This window comes from Janthinobacterium sp. Bl 1, from assembly GCF_058215535.1.
Map to the genome: position 1 here is coordinate 6,115,718 of NZ_CM177086.1, position 17,308 is coordinate 6,133,025.

Sequence of the window (17,308 nt, forward strand, 5' to 3'; positions counted from 1 at the left end):
TTACGAAGACAAGGCGGTATTGCCGGGCGCGGGCAGCGCGGCTGCGGCGCTCGCCGGCAAGGGAATGGGCAGTAGAATTTCAAACGAGGTGCCGGACTTGCTGCTGCGGCAGCCGATCACGCCATGCAGGCGCGTGACCAGGTCATGCACGATGGACAGGCCAAGGCCGTGATGCGCGCCTTCCTTGCTGCTGCGCACAGGCGAGAACAGATTGGCCAGCACTTCGGGCGCCAGGCCGGCGCCATTGTCGCTGACACACAGCTCCAGGTACAGGCGGCGGTCGCGGTTGACGTGGCCACGGTTCGCCACTTCGATGCGCCCGCCATCGGGCAAGGCTTCGACGGCGTTCTTCAGCAGGTTGAGCAGGATTTGCTTGAGCATGTCGGCATCGGCTTCCACCTCGCATGGCGCATCCTGCATGCGCGTGACCACCTCGATCTTCGGCGGCAGGAAATCGGTGGCGCGGAACAGGCGCAGCACATCGTCGACGACGCGCGCGCAATCGGTCACGCCGCTGGCCGCTGCCGGCTGCAGATCGGCCAGGCCGCCGATCAACTGGCCGACCCGGTCGATTTCCTCATTGAGGATCGCCATTTCGCCGGACACCGGTTCCTGCTTCTCGAGCTTGTGATCGAGCACGCTCAGGTAGTTCTTGATGATGGACAGCGGGTTGTTCACTTCATGCACGACGCGGCGCGACGCGGCGCGGTATTCCTCGGCCACGTGATCGAGCTGGCGCCGCGCCAGGCCGCGCGCGCTGATGGCCGTTTCCAGCGCCGTGGCGGCCTGGTTAGCATACGCGCGCAAAAAACCCTCGCGCTTCTGGCAAGCGGGAATCTGCCATGCTGCCACGCCGCCAACCAACACGCCGAGGCTGCGCTGGCCCGCCACGAGCGGCACGCAAACCAGGCTGTCCGTGCCGAGAATGCGGAACAGCTGCTCTTCGACGATGCCCAGCGCCGGCATGTCGCGTTTCAGGAACGCCAGCTGGCACTCGAGCGCCGATGCCGCCAAAGGTCCGCCCTTGGCCAGCGGGACCGAGAAGCCGGCCAGGCGCTGCTGATGTTCGCCCGCCGCCACGCCGACGAGCGCATGGCCGGTGGCGTTTTGCAGCAGGATGACGGCGGTGTCGAAATCGAACAGGATGCGCGCCGAGCGCGTGATGGCTTCGAGCAGGCTGCTCTCGCCCTGCTGCCGGGCGAAGGTCTGCCCCACTTCGGACACCAGCACCATATTGCGCACTTCGTCGGACAGGCGCCGCTGCACCGGATCGACGGCTGGCGGCGCATACGCGGGCGGCGTGGCGATATCATCCGCGCCGGCCAGGTCGATGCCCAGGTGCTGCGCGGCCTGCTCCACCTGGCGCGCGACGCTGCCGGCCAGGTCGTCCAGTGTCTCGACGTCCAGCGCGCACAGGCTTGCCGCCTGCGTGATGGACTCGGCCTCGTCCGCATCGTCGGCATGGCAGCACAACAGGTGCGCCAGACGCACGATGCGGATCAGGGGATGGCTCGCTTCCAGGCGCGCCAGCGGTTCATGGTGATACAGCACGCTGTCGGCCAGGAAGGAATCGAGGTGCCAGCGTTCGATCAGCCAGGCGCCCGCCTCCGCATGCGTGATCTGCAAGGTGCGCTGCTCCACCGCGCACAGGGCGGCATCGTCGCGCGCCGTGAAATTGAAGGCGTATTCCTTCGGCGCCGTGGCCAGCAAGGCCAGTCGGCCCACGTTGTGCAGCAAGCCGGCCAGATACGCTTCCTCGGCGTGCGGATAGGCCATGGCCTTGGCCAGCGCGCGCGCCATGACGGCGGCCGACAGCGAACTTTTCCAGAAGGCGCGCAAATCCGTGCTGCCGGAATGAGGGAAGCTGTTGAAGGTCTGGAACACGGATTCGCTGATGACCAGGGTCTTGATCATGTCCGTGCCGAGCGAGACGAGCGATTGCTCCAGGCTGACGACCTTGCTCTGGCGATGGTAGGCCGAGCTGTTGGCCACGCCGAGTATCTTGCTGGTCATGCCCGCATCCTTGGCGATCAGGGCGGCCAGTTCCGGCATGCCGGCATCGTCGGCCTGCAGGTGGGCGATCAGCTTGAGGAGGATCTGCGGCATGGCCGGCAGGCGGGCAATCAGCAGGCGATTGCGTATATCTTGATCAGATTGATGCATCGTATCAGGCATTGCCGGTTCGAAAAGGATGAGCGCTCAGCAGCGAAGCGCGGCCACGTTCAGAGGAATCCTCCACTCCTGTAAGCAAAAAATGTGTTGCCTGAGAGGATGCCGGGAAAGCAGTCATCTTATCATAAGCGCCGGATATTACTTGCAATATAGAAAATTAAGTTGAAATAAATCCAGCGTTCTACAGTGGAAACTTATGCCTTGAAGGAACCAAGCAAACGGTGGCGGAAGCGCCGCGATATCAGCCACAGCGCCAGTGCCAGGCCTGTAAACGCCAGCTGGCCCGAGGCCAGCCACAGCACGGAACCGGACAGCAGCGGCGAGATCACGCCAGCTACCACGGCGCCCAGCAAGGTGCTGGCAAACGACTGGCACGAAGCCACCGTGCCGCGGATATGCGGGAACAGGTCAAGCGCCAGCAGGGTCGCGCCCGGCCCCACCAGCGACATGCCGAAGGTGTAGAAGAACAGGGGCAGCACCGACCAGGGCAACGATGGCGGCAGGAACAGGTGATACACGACATTGACGCTGGCGGCGCACAGCAGGAAGGCAAAGCCGATGCCGATCTGGCGCGCGAACGTGACCTTGCCGGCGATGCGGTTGGCCGCCGCGGCGCCCATGAAGATGCCGCTCACGCAGGGAATGAACAGCCAGGCGAATTGCGATGGTCCCAGGCCCAGCTGCTTGGGCAGCATTTCCGGCGCGGCCGTGATGAACAGGAACAGGCCCGCGAAATTGAGGGCGACGATGCCCGCCTTGATGTGGAACAGGGGCGAGCGCAGGATCTGGCCATAGCTCGACGCGAGAAAACGCGGATTGAACGGCTGGCGCTTGGCCAAAGGCAGGGTTTCGGGCAGGCGCCAGTAGCAGAACGCCAGCAGCACCACCGTGTAAAAGGCGAGGAACAGGAAGATCGAGCGCCAGTCGAACCAGATGACGATCCAGCCGCCGAGAATCGGCGCCACGGCCGGGGCGATGGAAAAGATCATCGTCACCAGCGACAGCAGCCGCGCCGCCGCCGCATCGGCATACAGGTCGCGGATGATGGCGCGGCTGATCACCACGCCGGCGCCGGCCGAGACGCCCTGCATGATGCGGAAGAACCACAGGTAGTGCACCGTGTGCGCCGACGCGCAGCCCAGCGAGCCGATGGCAAACATCAGCAGGGACACGAGGATGACGTTGCGCCGGCCAAAGGTGTCCGAGATTGCGCCATGCCACAGCACCATGCCGGCAAAGGCCAGCATGTAGAACGTCAGCGACTGCTGCACTTCCAGCGGCGACGCCTGCAGCGACCCCTGGATCGCGCCAAACGCGGGCAGATACGTATCGATCGACAGGGGGCCCAGCATCGACAGCCCGGCCAGCATCATCGCCAGCGCACCGCGGCTCAGCGGCGCCATGTGGCTCGGCGTGGGAGGCGGAACGGGGGTAACCGGGTCTGGCGGCACGTCGGCCGGAGGAGTGGGAAACATGGCGGATCCAAAGTGGCGCGCGGACCTGCATTGGTCCGCGCGGGTTACTGCGGGTGTATTGCGGTGAACGCTTACTGCTGTGGCTTGGGCTTGGCTTCTTCACGGCGGTTGTATCCCGCCACCATATCGAAGCGGAACAGACGGCATTCCAGCGCACCATTGAAGAATGGCGTCTTGCGCGCTTCTTTCAAACGCAGCAGCTTGGGCAAGCCCAGGTCGGCCGTAAACAGGAACACGGTCCAGCCGGCGAAACGCTGCTTCAGGGTCGTGCCCATGGCCGAGTAGAAGGACGTCGACAGTTCATCTTCCGGGATGGTGCTGTCGCCGCGCACGCCGATACGCTCGCCGTACGGCGGGTTGGTCAGCATGATGCCCGGCACGTCGCTTGGCGGCTTGACTTCCTGCGCCTCGATCTGTTTCAAGGGCACGTCGAAGCGCACGCCGGCGCAACGCAGGTTGTGGCGCGTCATGGCGACCATGTCGCCCGAGATATCGCTGCCGAAAATCGTCGGTTCGGCCGGCAGCGGATTGACCTTGATAGCGTTTTTCATGGCATTCCATGGCGCCGGATCGAAGTCGTGGAAGTTTTCAAACGCGAACTGGCGCGACGCGCCCGGTGGTATCCCCTGCAGCATCTGCGCCGCTTCGGCCAGGATGGTGCCGGAACCGCACATCGGGTCGAACAGCACCATGCCAGGCTTCCAGCCCGACACGCGCAGCAGGCCGGCGGCCAGGTTTTCGCGCAGCGGCGCGTCGCCCGTCTCTTCGCGCCAGCCGCGCTTGAACAGGGCTTCGCCCGAGGTGTCGAGGTAGACGGTAAACGTGTGCGCGTCGAGGAAGCCGACGATGCGCATGTCCGGCGTCTTGGTGTTGACCGATGGACGCTCGTTGAACTGGTCGCGGAAGCGGTCGCAGATCGCATCCTTGATTTTCAGTGTCGTGAATTCCAGGCTGCGCAGCGGCGATTTGACGGCCGTGACATCGACGCGGATCGTGTGGTGCACGCCGAACCAGTCTTCCCAGGATTGCGCCAGGGTCAGGTCATAGATGTCGTTTTCCGTCTTGTAGCCGGAATGGGCCATGCGCATCAGCACGCGCGAAGCGATGCGCGAATGCAGGTTGATGCGGTAGGAATCGAGCAGGTCGCCCGAGCAGTGTACGCCGCCCGGTACCTGGTTATGGACCTTCATGGTCGCACTATCCTGGGCGATCTCGCCCAGTTCCTCGGCCAGCGCCGCTTCCATGCCGCGCGGGCATGGGCAAAAATATGAAGCCATGGTGTACCTTTTATCCGTTGTAGTGAACACCCGCAGGCACCTGCTGCGCGGTACGGCGCTCGCCCGGCGATGCTCGCCGTACCTTCGTACGGCTGCGCTTCTCGGACAAGCGGCGATCCGCTCGCGACGGTGCCTGCGGGTATCGTTACTTTTACTGCATTAAAAAAACCACTTTGTTAACACTGCTTTTAACTTGCTACCTCGCCAGCCGACATGTGCCGCTGACTGTGCTGGTCGGATTACGCGCGGCCTTGCCCCGCTAATCCGACCTACATCCTCAGACCATGAGGCAAAACCGCGCCTGTCACGTAGGTCGGCTTAGCCCGCCAGGGCGTAAGCCGACGTGCGCTGCCGACTGAGCTTGTCGGATTACGCGCGGGGCGCTAATCCGACCTACATCCTTATTTATTTTGCTTCCAGCGCCCGCTCGACGAAATCGAGACGGTCCTGGCCCCAGTACCCTTCGCCATCGACGATGTACCACGGCGAGCCAAAGATATTGGCGGCGGTGGCCGCTTCCGTATTCGCGTCGTATTCCGCCTGCACGCTGGCCGTCTCCGACGTTTTCAGCAACTGGCGGCCATCGAAACCGGCATCAACGGCGATCTGCACCAGCGTTTCTTCGTCACCGATGTTGCGCTCTTCGGCCCACAGGCCGCGCATGATGGCGTGCGCCAGGTTCAGCGATGCTTCCACGCCGTGCGCCAGGCGCGTGGCGATGATCAGCTTGGCCGACGCTTCCGGCGACACGGGGAAGAACTTTGGCTGCAAGGTCAATGGCACTTGCAGAAAGGCCGACCAGCGCGCCAGTTCGGCCAGGCGGTAGGCCTGGCGCTGCGGCGCGCGCTTGGCCAGCGGCAGGCCGCCCGAGACGCTGAAGACCTTGCCCAGGTCGAAGGGACGCACGTCGATCTGTGCGCCCGTCTTCGCGGCGATGGCCATCAGGCGCGCGTGGCCCAGGTAGGTCCATGGCGAGTGGGGGGCGAAGAAATACTGCACGACTTTGTTCTGACTTGCACTCATCTCGACTCCCTTAGAAAGGCTTGACCACGACCAACACGACGACGGCCAGCAGCATCACCACCGGCACTTCATTAAACCAGCGGAACCAGGTGTGGCTGCGCTTGTTGAGACCTTTTTCAAACTTGCGCAGGATGGAACCGCAGGCGTGGTGATAGCCGAGCAGCAGCACCACGAACGTCAGCTTGGCGTGCATCCAGCCCGGCATCTTCATGCGGCCTTCGCCACCGCCATACAGCATCCACATCAGGGCCAGCCCCAGCACCATCGCCGGCAGCGCCAGCAACGACATGAAGCGGTACAGCTTGCGCGCCATCAGCAGCAGGCGCTCGGTGGCCACCGTTTCCGTCTCCATCGCCAGGTTCACGAAAATGCGCGGCAGGTAAAACAGGCCGGCGAACCAGGACATGACGAAGATGATGTGGAAGGCTTTGGTCCAGAGAAAGAGCATGGGGTTCCCAGTGTCGGAGGTGGAGAAAAACAGAGCGCGGGCCGCCTTGTGGGCCGCCCGCGAGGAGACTATTTGCGGATTTCGCCGTGGCCGAATACCACGTACTTGAGCGAGGTCAGGCCTTCCAGGCCCACCGGACCGCGCGCGTGCAGCTTGTCGTTCGAGATGCCGATTTCGGCGCCCAGACCATACTCAAAACCGTCGGCGAAACGCGTCGACGCGTTCACCATCACCGAGGCGGAATCGACTTCGCGCAGGAAGCGCAGCGCATCGCTGTAGTCTTCCGTGATGATCGATTCCGTGTGCTTCGATGAATACTGGTTGATGTGGTCCATCGCTTCGTCGATGCCGTCGACGACCTTCACCGACAGGATGGCCGCCAGGTACTCGGTGGACCAGTCTTCCTCGTTGGCGTGTACCAGGTGCGGATACGCAGCAGCGGCCAGGATCGCATGGCTTTCCGGATCAGCGCGCAGTTCCACCTGCTTGGTCAGGTAAAGCTCGGCCAGCTGCGGCAGCACGGTGGCGGCGATGGCGCGCGACACCAGCAGGGTTTCCATGGTGTTGCAGGTGCCGTAGCGGTGGCACTTCGCGTTGAAGCCGATATCGATCGCCTTCCTGATATCGGCCTTGGCATCGATATAGACGTGGCAAATGCCGTCGAGGTGCTTGATCATCGGTACCGTAGCTTCTTCCATCAGGCGCGCGATCAGGCCCTTGCCGCCGCGCGGCACGATGACGTCCACGTACTGCGGCATGGTGATCAAGGCGCCGACGGCGGCGCGGTCGGTGGTGTCGATGACTTGCACGGCATCGGCCGGCAGACCGGCTCCCTGCAAACCTTCGGCCACCAGCTTGGCCAGCGCGCGGTTGCAGTGGATCGCTTCCGAACCGCCGCGCAAGATCGTCGCGTTGCCGCTCTTGATGCACAGGCCGGCCGCGTCCACCGTCACGTTCGGACGCGCTTCATAGATGATGCCGATGACGCCCAGCGGCACGCGCATCTGGCCCACCTGGATGCCCGTCGGGCGGAATTTCATGTTCGAGATTTCACCGATCGGATCGGCCAGCGAGACGATCTGCGTCAAGCCTTCGACCATGGTGGCGATGGCGGCGTCGGACAGGGTCAGGCGGTCGAGCATGGCCGGCGCCAGGCCGGCGGCAGCGGCCGCATCGAGGTCGCGCTGGTTGGCCGCGCGCAGCAGATCGGCATCGCGCACGATGGCAGCGGCGATCAGGCTCAAGGCGCGGTTGCGCGTGGCGCTGTCGGCACGCGCCATGGCGCGCGAAGCGGCGCGCGCGCGCGTGCCCACGTCCTGCATATATTCTGTGATGTCCATGCTCGTATCCATAAAAAAAAACCTCGGGCGATCTTCAGACCCAGCTGCAGCATGGCGTCCCAGGCATCGCCCGCGTAGCCCTTGGCGCGCAAGCCCTTGATCATCTTGTCCACCTGCGCCGCCTGCTGCAGCGCCGCTTCCAGCACAGGCAGCGAAATGCGCCGCAGGGCCGGTTCCATCATCCGCTCGCGCGGACCCCAGATGCGGTATTCCTTCAGCAGCGCGCCCAATGGACGCCCTTGCGCCATGCCGGCCTTCAATTTTAACAGCGTACGGATTTCCTCGGAGACGGCCCACAAGACCAGCGGCAGCGCCTCGCCCTCGCCTTTCAAGCCTTCGAGCATGCGCACCAGGCGCGCCGGATCGCCGGCCAGCATGGCTTCGGACAGCTTGAAGACATCGTAGCGGGCCACGTTCAGCACCGCGTCCTGCACTTGTTCGTACGTCAGCTTGCCCGCGGCATGCAGCAAGCCCAGTTTCTGGATTTCCTGGTGCGCCGCCAGCAAGTTGCCTTCCACCCGTTCGGCGATGAAGTCGATGCTGGCCCGTTCGGCGCTTTGCCCCTGCGCGGCCAGGCGCTGCGATATCCAGGCCGGCAACTGCGTCCGTTCCACATTTGGAATGTCGATATACACGGCCGCCTGCTGCAGGCTGGCGACCCAGGCCGCCTTCTGCGTGGCCCAGTCCAGCTTGGGCAAGGTGATCAGGGTGAGATTATCGGGACTGAGGTTTTTGGCGTAGCTTTGCAGCGCCGCGCCGCCATCCTTGCCCGGCTTGCCGGTGGGGATGCGCAGCTCGATCAGTTTTTTATCGCCGAACAGCGACAGCTCCTGATTCGCCGCCAGCAGTTCGCCCCACTTGAAGCTGCGCTCCACCGTCAGCACGTCGCGCTCGGAATACCCTTGCGCGCGTGCCGCGCGGCGGATCTTGTCGGCCGCTTCCAGCGCCAACAAATGTTCGTCGCTGGTGATCACATACAGCTGCGCCAGCGGCTTGGCCACATGCCCATCGAGCGCGTCTATCCGCAATTGCATGGCGTCCCCGTTACTGCTGCGGGGCCGCCGGCGCGACCGGCGTCACGGGCGCCACTGGCGCCACCGACATGGCCGGCAGCACCGGCTTGATGGCGGCCAGGCGGCGCATGATCTGCTGCACCAGGTCGTTGCGCATGTCGCGGTACAGCGCCGCTTCCTCGGTTTCCTTGGCCAGCACCTGCCTGTCGTCGAAGGTGATAGGACGCACCAGGCTGATGGTCGTCGGCGCCAGCAGCTGGTTGCCGGCCTTGTCCAATACGCGGAAATTGATCGCATAGCCAAGTTGGTACTCTTGTACGCGACCGCTGGTATTCAGGGACAAAATGGTCTTGGTACGATTCCTCTCAGGATCGGTGAGCACCTCGAGGACGGCGTCGGCGCCATCCTTGGTATTGACCACCTCCGTGCTGCCAATGGCGCGGATATAGCGTTTCAGGCCGATCGCCAGCGGCGACGAGTCGGGCAAGCCGATGTACATCGTCGCGAACGGCAGCATGAAACTGCCGTTCGAACCGCGCAAATGAAAGCCGCAGGCCGACAGCAAAACGGTCAGGCCCAACGCCAGCACGGCGCGGCGGCCCAACAGCGATACTTGAGAGGAAGTCGTCATGATTACACCACGATGCTGATTAACTTGCCTGGCACGACGATGATCTTCTTCGGCGTGGTCTCGACGTACTTCTGCACACTTTCGCACGCCAGCGCAGCCGCTTCGATGCTGGCCTTGTCCGCATCCTTGGCAACCGTGATCGAGCCGCGCAGCTTGCCGTTCACCTGGATCATCATCTCGATCTCGGACTGTTCCAATGCGGCCGGGTCGACCTGCGGCCATGCCACGTTCAACAGATCGCCGTGCACGCCGGCGTAACCCAATTCCTGCCACAGCACATGGGTGATGTGCGGCGCGACAGGATTGAGCAGGCGCAGGAAGATGGAGAAGCCTTCGGCGATCAGCGCCTTCGACTGCGCGCTGTCATCGAGCTTGGCCGATTCCAGGGTGTTGAGCATCTTCATGCAGGCCGACACGACGGTGTTGTACTGGATGCGCTTCAAGTCGTAATCGGCTTGCTGCAGCAGCTTGTGCAATTCGCGGCGCAGGTTTTTCTGCGCGTCGCCCGTGGCGGGAGCCGCGCCGCCAGCCAGTGCGGATTGAATCGTGGCCGACTGCGCGTAACCGAAGTTCCACACGCGGCGCAGGAAACGGTTCGCGCCTTCAACGCCGCTGCCCGACCATTCCAGCGTCTGTTCCGGCGGCGAGGCGAACATGGTGAACAAACGGGCCGTATCGGCGCCATACTGCTCGATCTGCGCTTGCGGGTCGATGCCGTTGTTCTTCGACTTCGACATTTTTTCCGTGCCGCCGATTTCCACCGGCTGGCCGTCGGCCACCAGGACGGCGCTTTGCGGACGGCCCTTGTCATCGAGCGACAGACGCACGTCGTCCGGGTTGAACCAGGTGGTCTTGCCCGCCGCATCCTTGCGGAAATAGGTTTCGTTGAGCACCATGCCTTGCGTCAGCAGGTTGACGAATGGCTCGTCGAACTTGACCAGGCCGAAGTCGCGCATGATCTTGGTCCAGAAGCGCGCATACAGCAAGTGCATGACGGCGTGTTCGATGCCGCCGATATACTGGTCCATCGGCATCCAGTAATCGTTGCGCGCGTCGACCATGGCGTCGTTCGAGCCTGGCGAGGTATAGCGCATGTAGTACCACGACGAATCGACGAAGGTATCCATGGTGTCCGTCTCGCGGCGCGCCGGCTTGCCGCACTGCGGGCAGTCGCACTGCAAGAAGGCTTCATATTTGTTCAGCGGATTGCCCGTGCCGTCCGGCACGCAGTCTTCCGGCAGCACCACCGGCAGATCTTTTTCCGGCACCGGCACCACGCCGCAATCGGCGCAATGGATCATCGGGATCGGCGTGCCCCAGTAGCGCTGGCGCGAAATGCCCCAGTCGCGCAGGCGGAACGTGGTTTTCTTTTCGCCCAGGCCCAGTTCGGCCAGGTCGGCGGCCACCGCATCGACGGCGGACGCGAAATGCAGGCCGTCGTATTTGCCGGAGGCGACGCAGACGCCGTCCTTGCTGCCATACGATTCCTGCCAGGCGTCCGTCGAAAATTCCTGGCCCTTGACTTCGATCACTTGCTTGATCGGCAGATTGTATTTCTTGGCAAAGCCAAAATCGCGTTCGTCGTGCGCCGGCACGCCCATCACGGCGCCATCGCCGTAGGTGATCAGCACGTAGTTGCCGACCCAGACTTCCACTTGCGCGCCCGTCAACGGATGGGTGACGAACAGGCCGGTCGGCATGCCCTTCTTCTCCATCGTTGCCATGTCCGCTTCGATCACGGAACCGAGCTTGCATTCGGCGTTGAAGGCCGCCAGCGCAGGATTGCTTTGCGCGGCGTGGATAGCCAGCGGGTGCTCGGCGGCCACGGCGCAGAAGGTCACGCCCATGACGGTGTCCGGACGCGTGGTAAACACATACAGCTTGCCGTCGCCGATCAGGCTACCGTCGGCATCCGCGATTGTGTGCGGGAAGGCGAAGCGCACGCCCGTCGACTTGCCGATCCAGTTGGTCTGCATGATGCGCACGCGCTCGGGCCAGCCCGGCAGCTTGTCGTCCACATAGGCCAGCAGCTCTTCCGCGTAATCGGTGATGCGCGCGTAGTACATGGGGATTTCGCGCTTTTCGATCAGCGCGCCCGAACGCCAGCCCTTGCCATCGACGACTTGTTCGTTGGCCAGCACGGTCTGGTCGATCGGGTCCCAGTTCACGGTACCGGTCTTCTTGTAGATGATGCCTTTTTCCAGCATCTTGAGGAACATCCACTGATTCCATTTGTAGTATTCGGGCTTGCAGGCGGTCATTTCGCGCGACCAGTCGATGGCCAGGCCCATCGATTCCATCTGCTGCTTCATGTGGGCGATGTTCGAATACGTCCATTGCGCGGGCGGCACGTTGTTGGCCATGGCCGCGTTTTCCGCCGGCATGCCGAACGCATCCCAGCCCATCGGCATGAGCACGTTGTAGCCGTTCATGCGCAGGTAGCGGTACATCACGTCATTGATCGTATAGTTGCGCACGTGACCCATGTGCAGCTTGCCCGAAGGGTAAGGCAGCATCGAGCAGGCAAAATACTTGCCTTTTGGGAAACGCGGGTCGTGTTCGACGGCTTTATAGGCGTCGATCGCCTTCCAGTGCGATTGGGCGGCTTGTTCGACGTCGGCGGGACTATATTTGTCTTGCATGATGTGCGGCCAATAGTGGATATGAACCGAGCATTATACTGGTTGTCGCCGCCCGATAGCGCGGCGCGCTGGCGGCCCGGGCGCGCATATTTTGGCCGGCGCACAATTATGCTGTGTAAGATATACGCAATCTTGTTCTTTGCATCAAAGCCGGCCATGATCGTCTACCAGGAATATCCACCCATCCCCGCCCTGCGGCCCTGGCTGGACTGCGTCTGGACGTGCCGCGTGCAGACGGGCGCCACGCCCTTCACGCACCAGGTCTTGCCCGACAATTGCATCGACATCCTGTGCCAGGACCAGCAGGACGCCAGCTTTGCCGTCGGCATGATGACGGCGCCCATCGCCGTCGTCAGCCAGGGCCTCGTGCAGACGGTGGCGGCCCGCTTCAAGCCGGGCGCGGCGGCGCGTTTCTTCCAGCTGCCCTTGTGCGAGCTCAACGATGGACGCACGGGATTGCAGCAGCTGTGGGGCCGCGAGCTGGCGGCGCGCCTCGGTGACGCGCTATGGTGCGAGCCCTTGACCAATGTGCAACGAGTTTCCATTTTGCAAGAATATCTGCTGCTGCGCCTGCGCACCGCGCCGCCACGGCGTCAGGCTGGCGCGGCCGACCACGCGATCGCGGCCATCGAGGCGGCAGCCGGCCAGGTGCGCGTGGATGGGCTTGCGCAGCAGCTGGGCGTGTCGCGCCAGCACCTGGCGCTGCAATTTCGCCAGCAAGTGGGCATCAGCCCGAAGCTGTTTGCCCGCATCTGCCGCTTTCGCGCCGCCAGCCAGGGCATGCGAAGCCTGGCGGGCCAGCAGGATTGGGCACAAGTGGCCTTGCAATATGGTTATTTCGACCAGTCGCACCTGATCCACGACTTCCAGGATTTCGCCCGCAGTTCGCCCGAGGCGTGGCTGGCGGGCCGGCGCACTTGAATACCTTCCATTTTTACAATCACGCGCCGCGCGCCGGTGGCATGATGACCGTATTCTTCATTCATCAGGAGCAGAACATGATCAAAGGTTTACGCACCGTCACCTATCCCGTCCCCGACCTGGACAAGGCCAAGGCCTGGTACAGCCAGGTATTCGGCACGGCGCCGTATTTCGACCAGCCGTTCTATGTCGGCTTTGCCATCGGCGGCTTTGAGCTGGGCTTGCTGCCGGACGGCCAGCCGGGCACGCAGGGCAGCGTGACGTACTGGGGCGTGGACGGCATCGAGGCAGAAGTCGAGCGCATCGTGGCGCTGGGTGGCAGCCTGCACCATCCGATCACGGACGTGGGCGACGGCATCCGCACGGTGGAATTGCTCGACCCGTTCGGCAACCAGATCGGCCTGATCGACAATCCCCACTTCGACACGGCCAAGGTCGTCTAGGCCGCCTCGTCTTGCAGCCATTGCCGGAACTGCTGCAAGGCCAGTTTTTCATGCGCCGCCTCGGGCGTGATCAGGTAATACGCGCGCTGGCCGCGCAGTGGGCGTTCGCATGCGATGCGCAATTCGCCGCGCGCCAGTTCCGCTTCGACCAGCATGCGTGGCAGCAAGACCACGCCCTGCCCCTGCACGGCCGCCATGGCCAGCATGGAAAACAGCTCATAGCGGGCGCCGTAGCGCGCCAGTTCCCCATCGACCTGCATGGCGTCAAACCACTGGCGCCAGGCGCCCGGGCGCGTACTTTGCTGCAACAAGGTCAGTTCCAATAAATCCTGCGGCTGCCAGGCGCTGCGCGCGGCCAGCAGGCGCGGGCTGGCGACGGGCACGATTTCTTCATGCATGAGCAAGGTGGCGCGCGTGCCGGGCCAGCGCGCCAGCTGCTCGGGCGTGCCCGCGTACAGCGCGCCGTCGTATTCCGTATCGGCAAACATGAACGGTTTCGTATAGGCATCGATGTGCACGACGATGTCCGGGTGCAAGCCCGCCAGTGAAGCCAGCCGCGGCATCAGCCAGCGCGTGGCAAAGGTCGGAACCGAAGCCAGTTGCAAGGCGCCGCCACCACCCTGGCGCGCCATGGTGTCGAGCGTATCGCGCTCGAGGCCATCAAGACGCGCCGCGATCTGCCGCGCATACGCGGCGCCGGCGCTGGTCAGCAGCACGCCATGGCGCGTGCGCTGGAACAGTTGCACGCCAAGAAAGTTTTCCAGCGAGGATATCTGGCGCGACACGGCGCTTTGCGTCAGCGACAGTTCGCGCGCCGCATGCGTATAGCTCTGGTGCCGCGCCGCCGCCTCGAAGCAGTTCAGGGCTTGCAGCATGGGGATTTTGCGTGACATGGGGTATCCGGCCGGTGAAAGGCTCCTAGTATGCCGCAAGATATGCGCAACACGCATGTCTGGGTGCAAAAAAATCGTTTGCGCAAGGCTAGGCAAAAATCTACCATGAGCCATATTCAATCTTGCGCCGATCATCGGCGCTCACCTGCGAGGCCTGTGATGAGCAAAACCGTATTCGACTGGAATTCCCCCCTGCTGCTGGAAGAACAACTGACGGGCGACGAACGCGCCGTGCTGGAAGCGGCCCGCGACTATTGCCAGGGCAGCCTGGTGCCACGCGTACTCGAATCGTTCCGCCATGGCCGCACGGATGCGGCCATCTTCCGCGAAATGGGCGAACTGGGCTTGCTGGGCACCACCATTCCCGAAGAATACGGCGGCGCCGGCCTAAACTATGTTTGCTACGGCCTGGCCGCACGCGAAGTCGAGCGCGTCGATTCGGGCTACCGCTCGATGATGAGCGTGCAATCGTCGTTGGTGATGGTGCCGATCAACGCCTTCGGCAATGAAGAAACCAAACAGAAATATCTGCCAAAACTGGCGACGGGCGAATTCATCGGCTGCTTCGGCCTGACGGAACCGAACCACGGCTCCGATCCGGGCAGCATGGTCACGCGCGCCCGTAAAGTGCCGGGCGGCTACAGCCTGTCGGGCGCGAAGATGTGGATCACCAACAGCCCGATTGCCGACGTGTTCGTCGTCTGGGCCAAGGACGATGAAGGCGCGATCCGCGGCTTCGTGCTGGAAAAAGGCTGGAAAGGCCTGTCGGCGCCGGAAATCCACGGCAAAGTCGGCTTGCGCACCAGCATCACCGGTGAAATCGTCATGGATGAAGTGTTCTGCCCTGAAGAAAACGCCTTCCCCGACGTGCGCGGCCTGAAAGGCCCGTTCACTTGCCTGAACAGCGCCCGCTACGGTATCGCCTGGGGCGCGCTGGGCGCGGCCGAAGACTGCTACCTGAAGGCCCGCCAATACACGATGGACCGCCAGCAATTCGGCCGCCCATTGGCAGCGAACCAGCTGGTGCAAAAGAAACTGGCCGACATGCTGACGGAAATCACCATGGGCTTGCAAGGCTGCTTGCGCCTGGGACGCATGAAGGATGAAGGCTCGCCGGCCGTGGAAATCACGTCCATCATGAAACGCAACAGCTGCGGCAAGGCGCTCGATATTGCCCGCATGGCGCGCGACATGATGGGTGGCAACGGCATTTCCGACGAGTTCGGCGTCATCCGCCACCTGGTCAACCTGGAAGTGGTCAACACCTACGAAGGCACGCACGATGTGCACGCGCTGATCATCGGCCGCGCCATCACCGGCATCGCCGCCTTCAACTAATGGACGCCTTGGCTTCCACCTTGCGGCCCGCGCCGCTGACCGGCTTGCGCGTGCTCGACCTGTCGCGCGTGCTGGCCGGCCCATGGGCCGGGCAAATGCTGGCCGACCTGGGCGCCGACGTCGTCAAGGTTGAACAGCCGGGCCGCGGCGACGACACGCGCTCCTGGGGTCCACCGTATCTGAAAGACGAGGATGGTCGCGACACCGCCGAGGCCGCCTATTTCCAGTGTGCCAACCGCAACAAGCGCTCCTTGTGCATCGACCTGGCCACGCCCGAAGGGCAAGCACTGGTGCGCAAGCTGGCTGCCGAATCGGACGTGCTGCTGGAAAACTTCAAGCTGGACGGCTTGAAGCAATACGGCCTCGATGCGACCAGCTTGCTGGCACTCAACCCGCGTCTCGTCTACTGCTCCATCACGGGCTTCGGCCAGGATGGGCCGTACGCGGCGCGCGCCGGCTATGACTTCCTGATCCAGGGCATGGGCGGCTTGATGAGCATCACGGGCGTGCCCGATGGCCAGCCGGGCGCCGGCCCGCAAAAAGTGGGCGTGGCGCAAACGGACATCCTGACGGGCCTGTACGCCACCATCGCCGTGCAGGCGGCACTGGCCGAACGGGAACGCTCGGGCCTGGGCCAGCATATCGACCTGGCCTTGCTGGACGTGCAAGTGGCGGCGCTGGGCAACCAGGCGGCCAACTACTTGTGCGGCGGCAAGGTGCCCCAGCGCATGGGCAATGCACATCCGAACATCGTGCCTTACCAGGACTTTCCTACGGCCGATGGCGACATGATTTTGGCGATCGGCAACGATGGGCAGTTTTCGCGCTTTTGCGCCGTCGCCGGCCACCCGGAATGGGCGCAGGATGAACGCTTCGCCACCAATCCGCAGCGCGTGGCGCACCGGGCGATCCTGATCCCCTTGATGCGCCAGACCACTGTCATGCGCACGACGGCCGAGTGGATCAGCGCGTTCGAGGCGCAAGCCGTGCCCTGCGGCCCCGTCAACCGCATCGACCAGGTGTTTGCCGACCCGCAAGTGGTGGCGCGTGGCTTGAAAGTGGAGATGCCGCATCCGACGGCGGGCACGGTGGCGCTGGTGGCCAATCCCGTGCGCCTGTCTCAGTCTCCGGTGCAATACCGCTTGCCGCCGCCATTGCTGGGGCAGCATACGCAGGAAGTGCTGCAGCAGTGGCTGGGATTGGACAGTGCGGAAATTGACGGCTTGCGTGAGCGCAAGGTGGTGTAAAGATTGATTGGAAGAACGTAGGTCGGATTAGCGCTTGCGCGTAATCCGACACCGCACCCAGCGCCAACAATGTTGTCGGATTACGGCCCGCAGGGCCTAATCCGACCTACGATTCTATTTACTTGAGTACCAGCTTCAACGCCGGCTTTTCGCCATAATCGTCATAGCGCTCATTGATGCCGGCGATACAGAACGTGATTTCTTCCAGCAAGTCCGGCACTTGCGCCTTCATGCTTGCCGCATCCTGCACGACGATTTCCAGCACTTCATTCGGTTTCAAACGGAACTGCGTCATGTTTTCGTCATCGCGCAAATAGCTGAGGCAATCGACCCAGGCATCCATGCTGTTGCCGTAGAACTCGGGGAAGCCGAAGGCTTGCACGCATTGCGCGTGAAAGCTCGCTTCGTCGCTGATGTCTTTTCCATTCAGGATGGCAGTGGCCAT

At 63.2% G+C, this 17,308-nt stretch carries 15 protein-coding genes; 4 read left to right on the forward strand and 11 right to left on the reverse strand.

Annotation, left to right across the window (positions count from 1 at the left end; all coding sequences use genetic code 11):
• From AC4BCN_RS27575 to leuS, 9 genes are all read right to left on the reverse strand, one after another.
• Complete coding sequence (locus AC4BCN_RS27575) at positions 1-2,163, reverse strand: HDOD domain-containing protein (protein WP_338679984.1); 2,163 nt, start codon at positions 2,161-2,163, stop codon at positions 1-3.
• 203 nt (positions 2,164-2,366) lie between these two features.
• Positions 2,367-3,647, reverse strand: a complete 1,281-nt coding sequence (locus AC4BCN_RS27580; RefSeq protein WP_198511227.1) for a multidrug effflux MFS transporter — start codon at positions 3,645-3,647, stop codon at positions 2,367-2,369.
• 71 nt (positions 3,648-3,718) lie between these two features.
• Positions 3,719-4,924: a THUMP domain-containing class I SAM-dependent RNA methyltransferase gene (locus tag AC4BCN_RS27585; RefSeq protein ID WP_374106838.1), complete on the reverse strand. Its 1,206-nt coding sequence runs from the start codon at positions 4,922-4,924 to the stop codon at positions 3,719-3,721.
• Between the two features lie 405 nt (positions 4,925-5,329).
• Positions 5,330-5,947 (reverse strand): 2-hydroxychromene-2-carboxylate isomerase, encoded by a 618-nt coding sequence (locus tag AC4BCN_RS27590; RefSeq protein ID WP_490492195.1) that lies wholly within the window; start codon positions 5,945-5,947, stop codon positions 5,330-5,332.
• 10 nt (positions 5,948-5,957) lie between these two features.
• Positions 5,958-6,395 (reverse strand): CopD family protein, encoded by a 438-nt coding sequence (locus AC4BCN_RS27595; RefSeq protein ID WP_034745744.1) that lies wholly within the window; start codon positions 6,393-6,395, stop codon positions 5,958-5,960.
• Between the two features lie 68 nt (positions 6,396-6,463).
• Complete coding sequence (locus tag AC4BCN_RS27600; protein ID WP_128141710.1) at positions 6,464-7,735, reverse strand: glutamate-5-semialdehyde dehydrogenase; 1,272 nt, start codon at positions 7,733-7,735, stop codon at positions 6,464-6,466.
• Positions 7,636-8,769, reverse strand: a complete 1,134-nt coding sequence (gene holA, locus AC4BCN_RS27605; protein WP_490492196.1) for a DNA polymerase III subunit delta — start codon at positions 8,767-8,769, stop codon at positions 7,636-7,638. Before holA ends, AC4BCN_RS27600 begins: the two co-directional genes overlap by 100 nt.
• Positions 8,770-8,779: 10 nt before the next feature.
• A complete protein-coding gene (locus AC4BCN_RS27610) occupies positions 8,780-9,379 on the reverse strand; it encodes an LPS-assembly lipoprotein LptE (protein WP_046684470.1) in 600 nt (199 codons plus the stop codon).
• 2 nt (positions 9,380-9,381) lie between these two features.
• A complete protein-coding gene (gene leuS / locus AC4BCN_RS27615) occupies positions 9,382-12,021 on the reverse strand; it encodes a leucine--tRNA ligase (RefSeq protein ID WP_456147892.1) in 2,640 nt (879 codons plus the stop codon).
• 132 nt (positions 12,022-12,153) lie between these two features.
• On the opposite strand from leuS, the gene AC4BCN_RS27620 reads away from it, so the two are divergent.
• Both AC4BCN_RS27620 and AC4BCN_RS27625 read left to right on the forward strand, forming a co-directional pair.
• Positions 12,154-12,942 carry a DUF6597 domain-containing transcriptional factor gene (locus AC4BCN_RS27620; RefSeq protein ID WP_485883895.1) on the forward strand — a complete coding sequence of 263 codons (789 nt, stop codon included), beginning with the start codon at positions 12,154-12,156 and terminating at the stop codon, positions 12,940-12,942.
• A 77-nt stretch (positions 12,943-13,019) separates the two neighbouring features.
• Positions 13,020-13,385, forward strand: a complete 366-nt coding sequence (locus AC4BCN_RS27625) for a VOC family protein (protein WP_490492197.1) — start codon at positions 13,020-13,022, stop codon at positions 13,383-13,385.
• On the opposite strand, the gene AC4BCN_RS27630 is transcribed toward AC4BCN_RS27625, so the two are convergent.
• Positions 13,382-14,278, reverse strand: a complete 897-nt coding sequence (locus AC4BCN_RS27630; RefSeq protein WP_490492198.1) for a LysR substrate-binding domain-containing protein — start codon at positions 14,276-14,278, stop codon at positions 13,382-13,384. The genes AC4BCN_RS27625 and AC4BCN_RS27630 overlap by 4 nt on opposite strands.
• A 159-nt stretch (positions 14,279-14,437) precedes the next feature.
• Here AC4BCN_RS27630 and AC4BCN_RS27635 point away from each other — a divergent pair, with 159 nt between their 5' ends.
• Complete coding sequence (locus AC4BCN_RS27635; RefSeq protein ID WP_034778773.1) at positions 14,438-15,616, forward strand: acyl-CoA dehydrogenase; 1,179 nt, start codon at positions 14,438-14,440, stop codon at positions 15,614-15,616.
• The gene (locus AC4BCN_RS27640; protein WP_490492199.1) at positions 15,616-16,863 is read left to right on the forward strand and encodes a CaiB/BaiF CoA transferase family protein; all 1,248 of its coding nucleotides are present in this window, start codon (positions 15,616-15,618) and stop codon (positions 16,861-16,863) included. Before AC4BCN_RS27635 ends, AC4BCN_RS27640 begins: the two co-directional genes overlap by 1 nt.
• Before the next feature lie 118 nt (positions 16,864-16,981).
• On the opposite strand, the gene AC4BCN_RS27645 is transcribed toward AC4BCN_RS27640, so the two are convergent.
• A complete protein-coding gene (locus tag AC4BCN_RS27645) occupies positions 16,982-17,308 on the reverse strand; it encodes a barstar family protein (RefSeq protein WP_219328091.1) in 327 nt (108 codons plus the stop codon).

Coding starts and splice junctions, on each gene's coding strand:
- AC4BCN_RS27625 (WP_490492197.1), top strand. CDS start 13,020: ATGATCAAAGGTTTACGCACCGTCACCTATCCCGTCCCCGACCTGGAC.
- AC4BCN_RS27575 (WP_338679984.1), bottom strand. CDS start 2,163: ATGCATCAATCTGATCAAGATATACGCAATCGCCTGCTGATTGCCCGC.
- leuS (WP_456147892.1), bottom strand. CDS start 12,021: ATGCAAGACAAATATAGTCCCGCCGACGTCGAACAAGCCGCCCAATCG.
- holA (WP_490492196.1), bottom strand. CDS start 8,769: ATGCAATTGCGGATAGACGCGCTCGATGGGCATGTGGCCAAGCCGCTG.
- AC4BCN_RS27600 (WP_128141710.1), bottom strand. CDS start 7,735: ATGGACATCACAGAATATATGCAGGACGTGGGCACGCGCGCGCGCGCC.
- AC4BCN_RS27640 (WP_490492199.1), top strand. CDS start 15,616: ATGGACGCCTTGGCTTCCACCTTGCGGCCCGCGCCGCTGACCGGCTTG.
- AC4BCN_RS27610 (WP_046684470.1), bottom strand. CDS start 9,379: ATGACGACTTCCTCTCAAGTATCGCTGTTGGGCCGCCGCGCCGTGCTG.
- AC4BCN_RS27635 (WP_034778773.1), top strand. CDS start 14,438: ATGAGCAAAACCGTATTCGACTGGAATTCCCCCCTGCTGCTGGAAGAA.
- AC4BCN_RS27585 (WP_374106838.1), bottom strand. CDS start 4,924: ATGGCTTCATATTTTTGCCCATGCCCGCGCGGCATGGAAGCGGCGCTG.
- AC4BCN_RS27645 (WP_219328091.1), bottom strand. CDS start 17,308: ATGGCCACTGCCATCCTGAATGGAAAAGACATCAGCGACGAAGCGAGC.
- AC4BCN_RS27580 (WP_198511227.1), bottom strand. CDS start 3,647: ATGTTTCCCACTCCTCCGGCCGACGTGCCGCCAGACCCGGTTACCCCC.
- AC4BCN_RS27590 (WP_490492195.1), bottom strand. CDS start 5,947: ATGAGTGCAAGTCAGAACAAAGTCGTGCAGTATTTCTTCGCCCCCCAC.
- AC4BCN_RS27595 (WP_034745744.1), bottom strand. CDS start 6,395: ATGCTCTTTCTCTGGACCAAAGCCTTCCACATCATCTTCGTCATGTCC.
- AC4BCN_RS27630 (WP_490492198.1), bottom strand. CDS start 14,278: ATGTCACGCAAAATCCCCATGCTGCAAGCCCTGAACTGCTTCGAGGCG.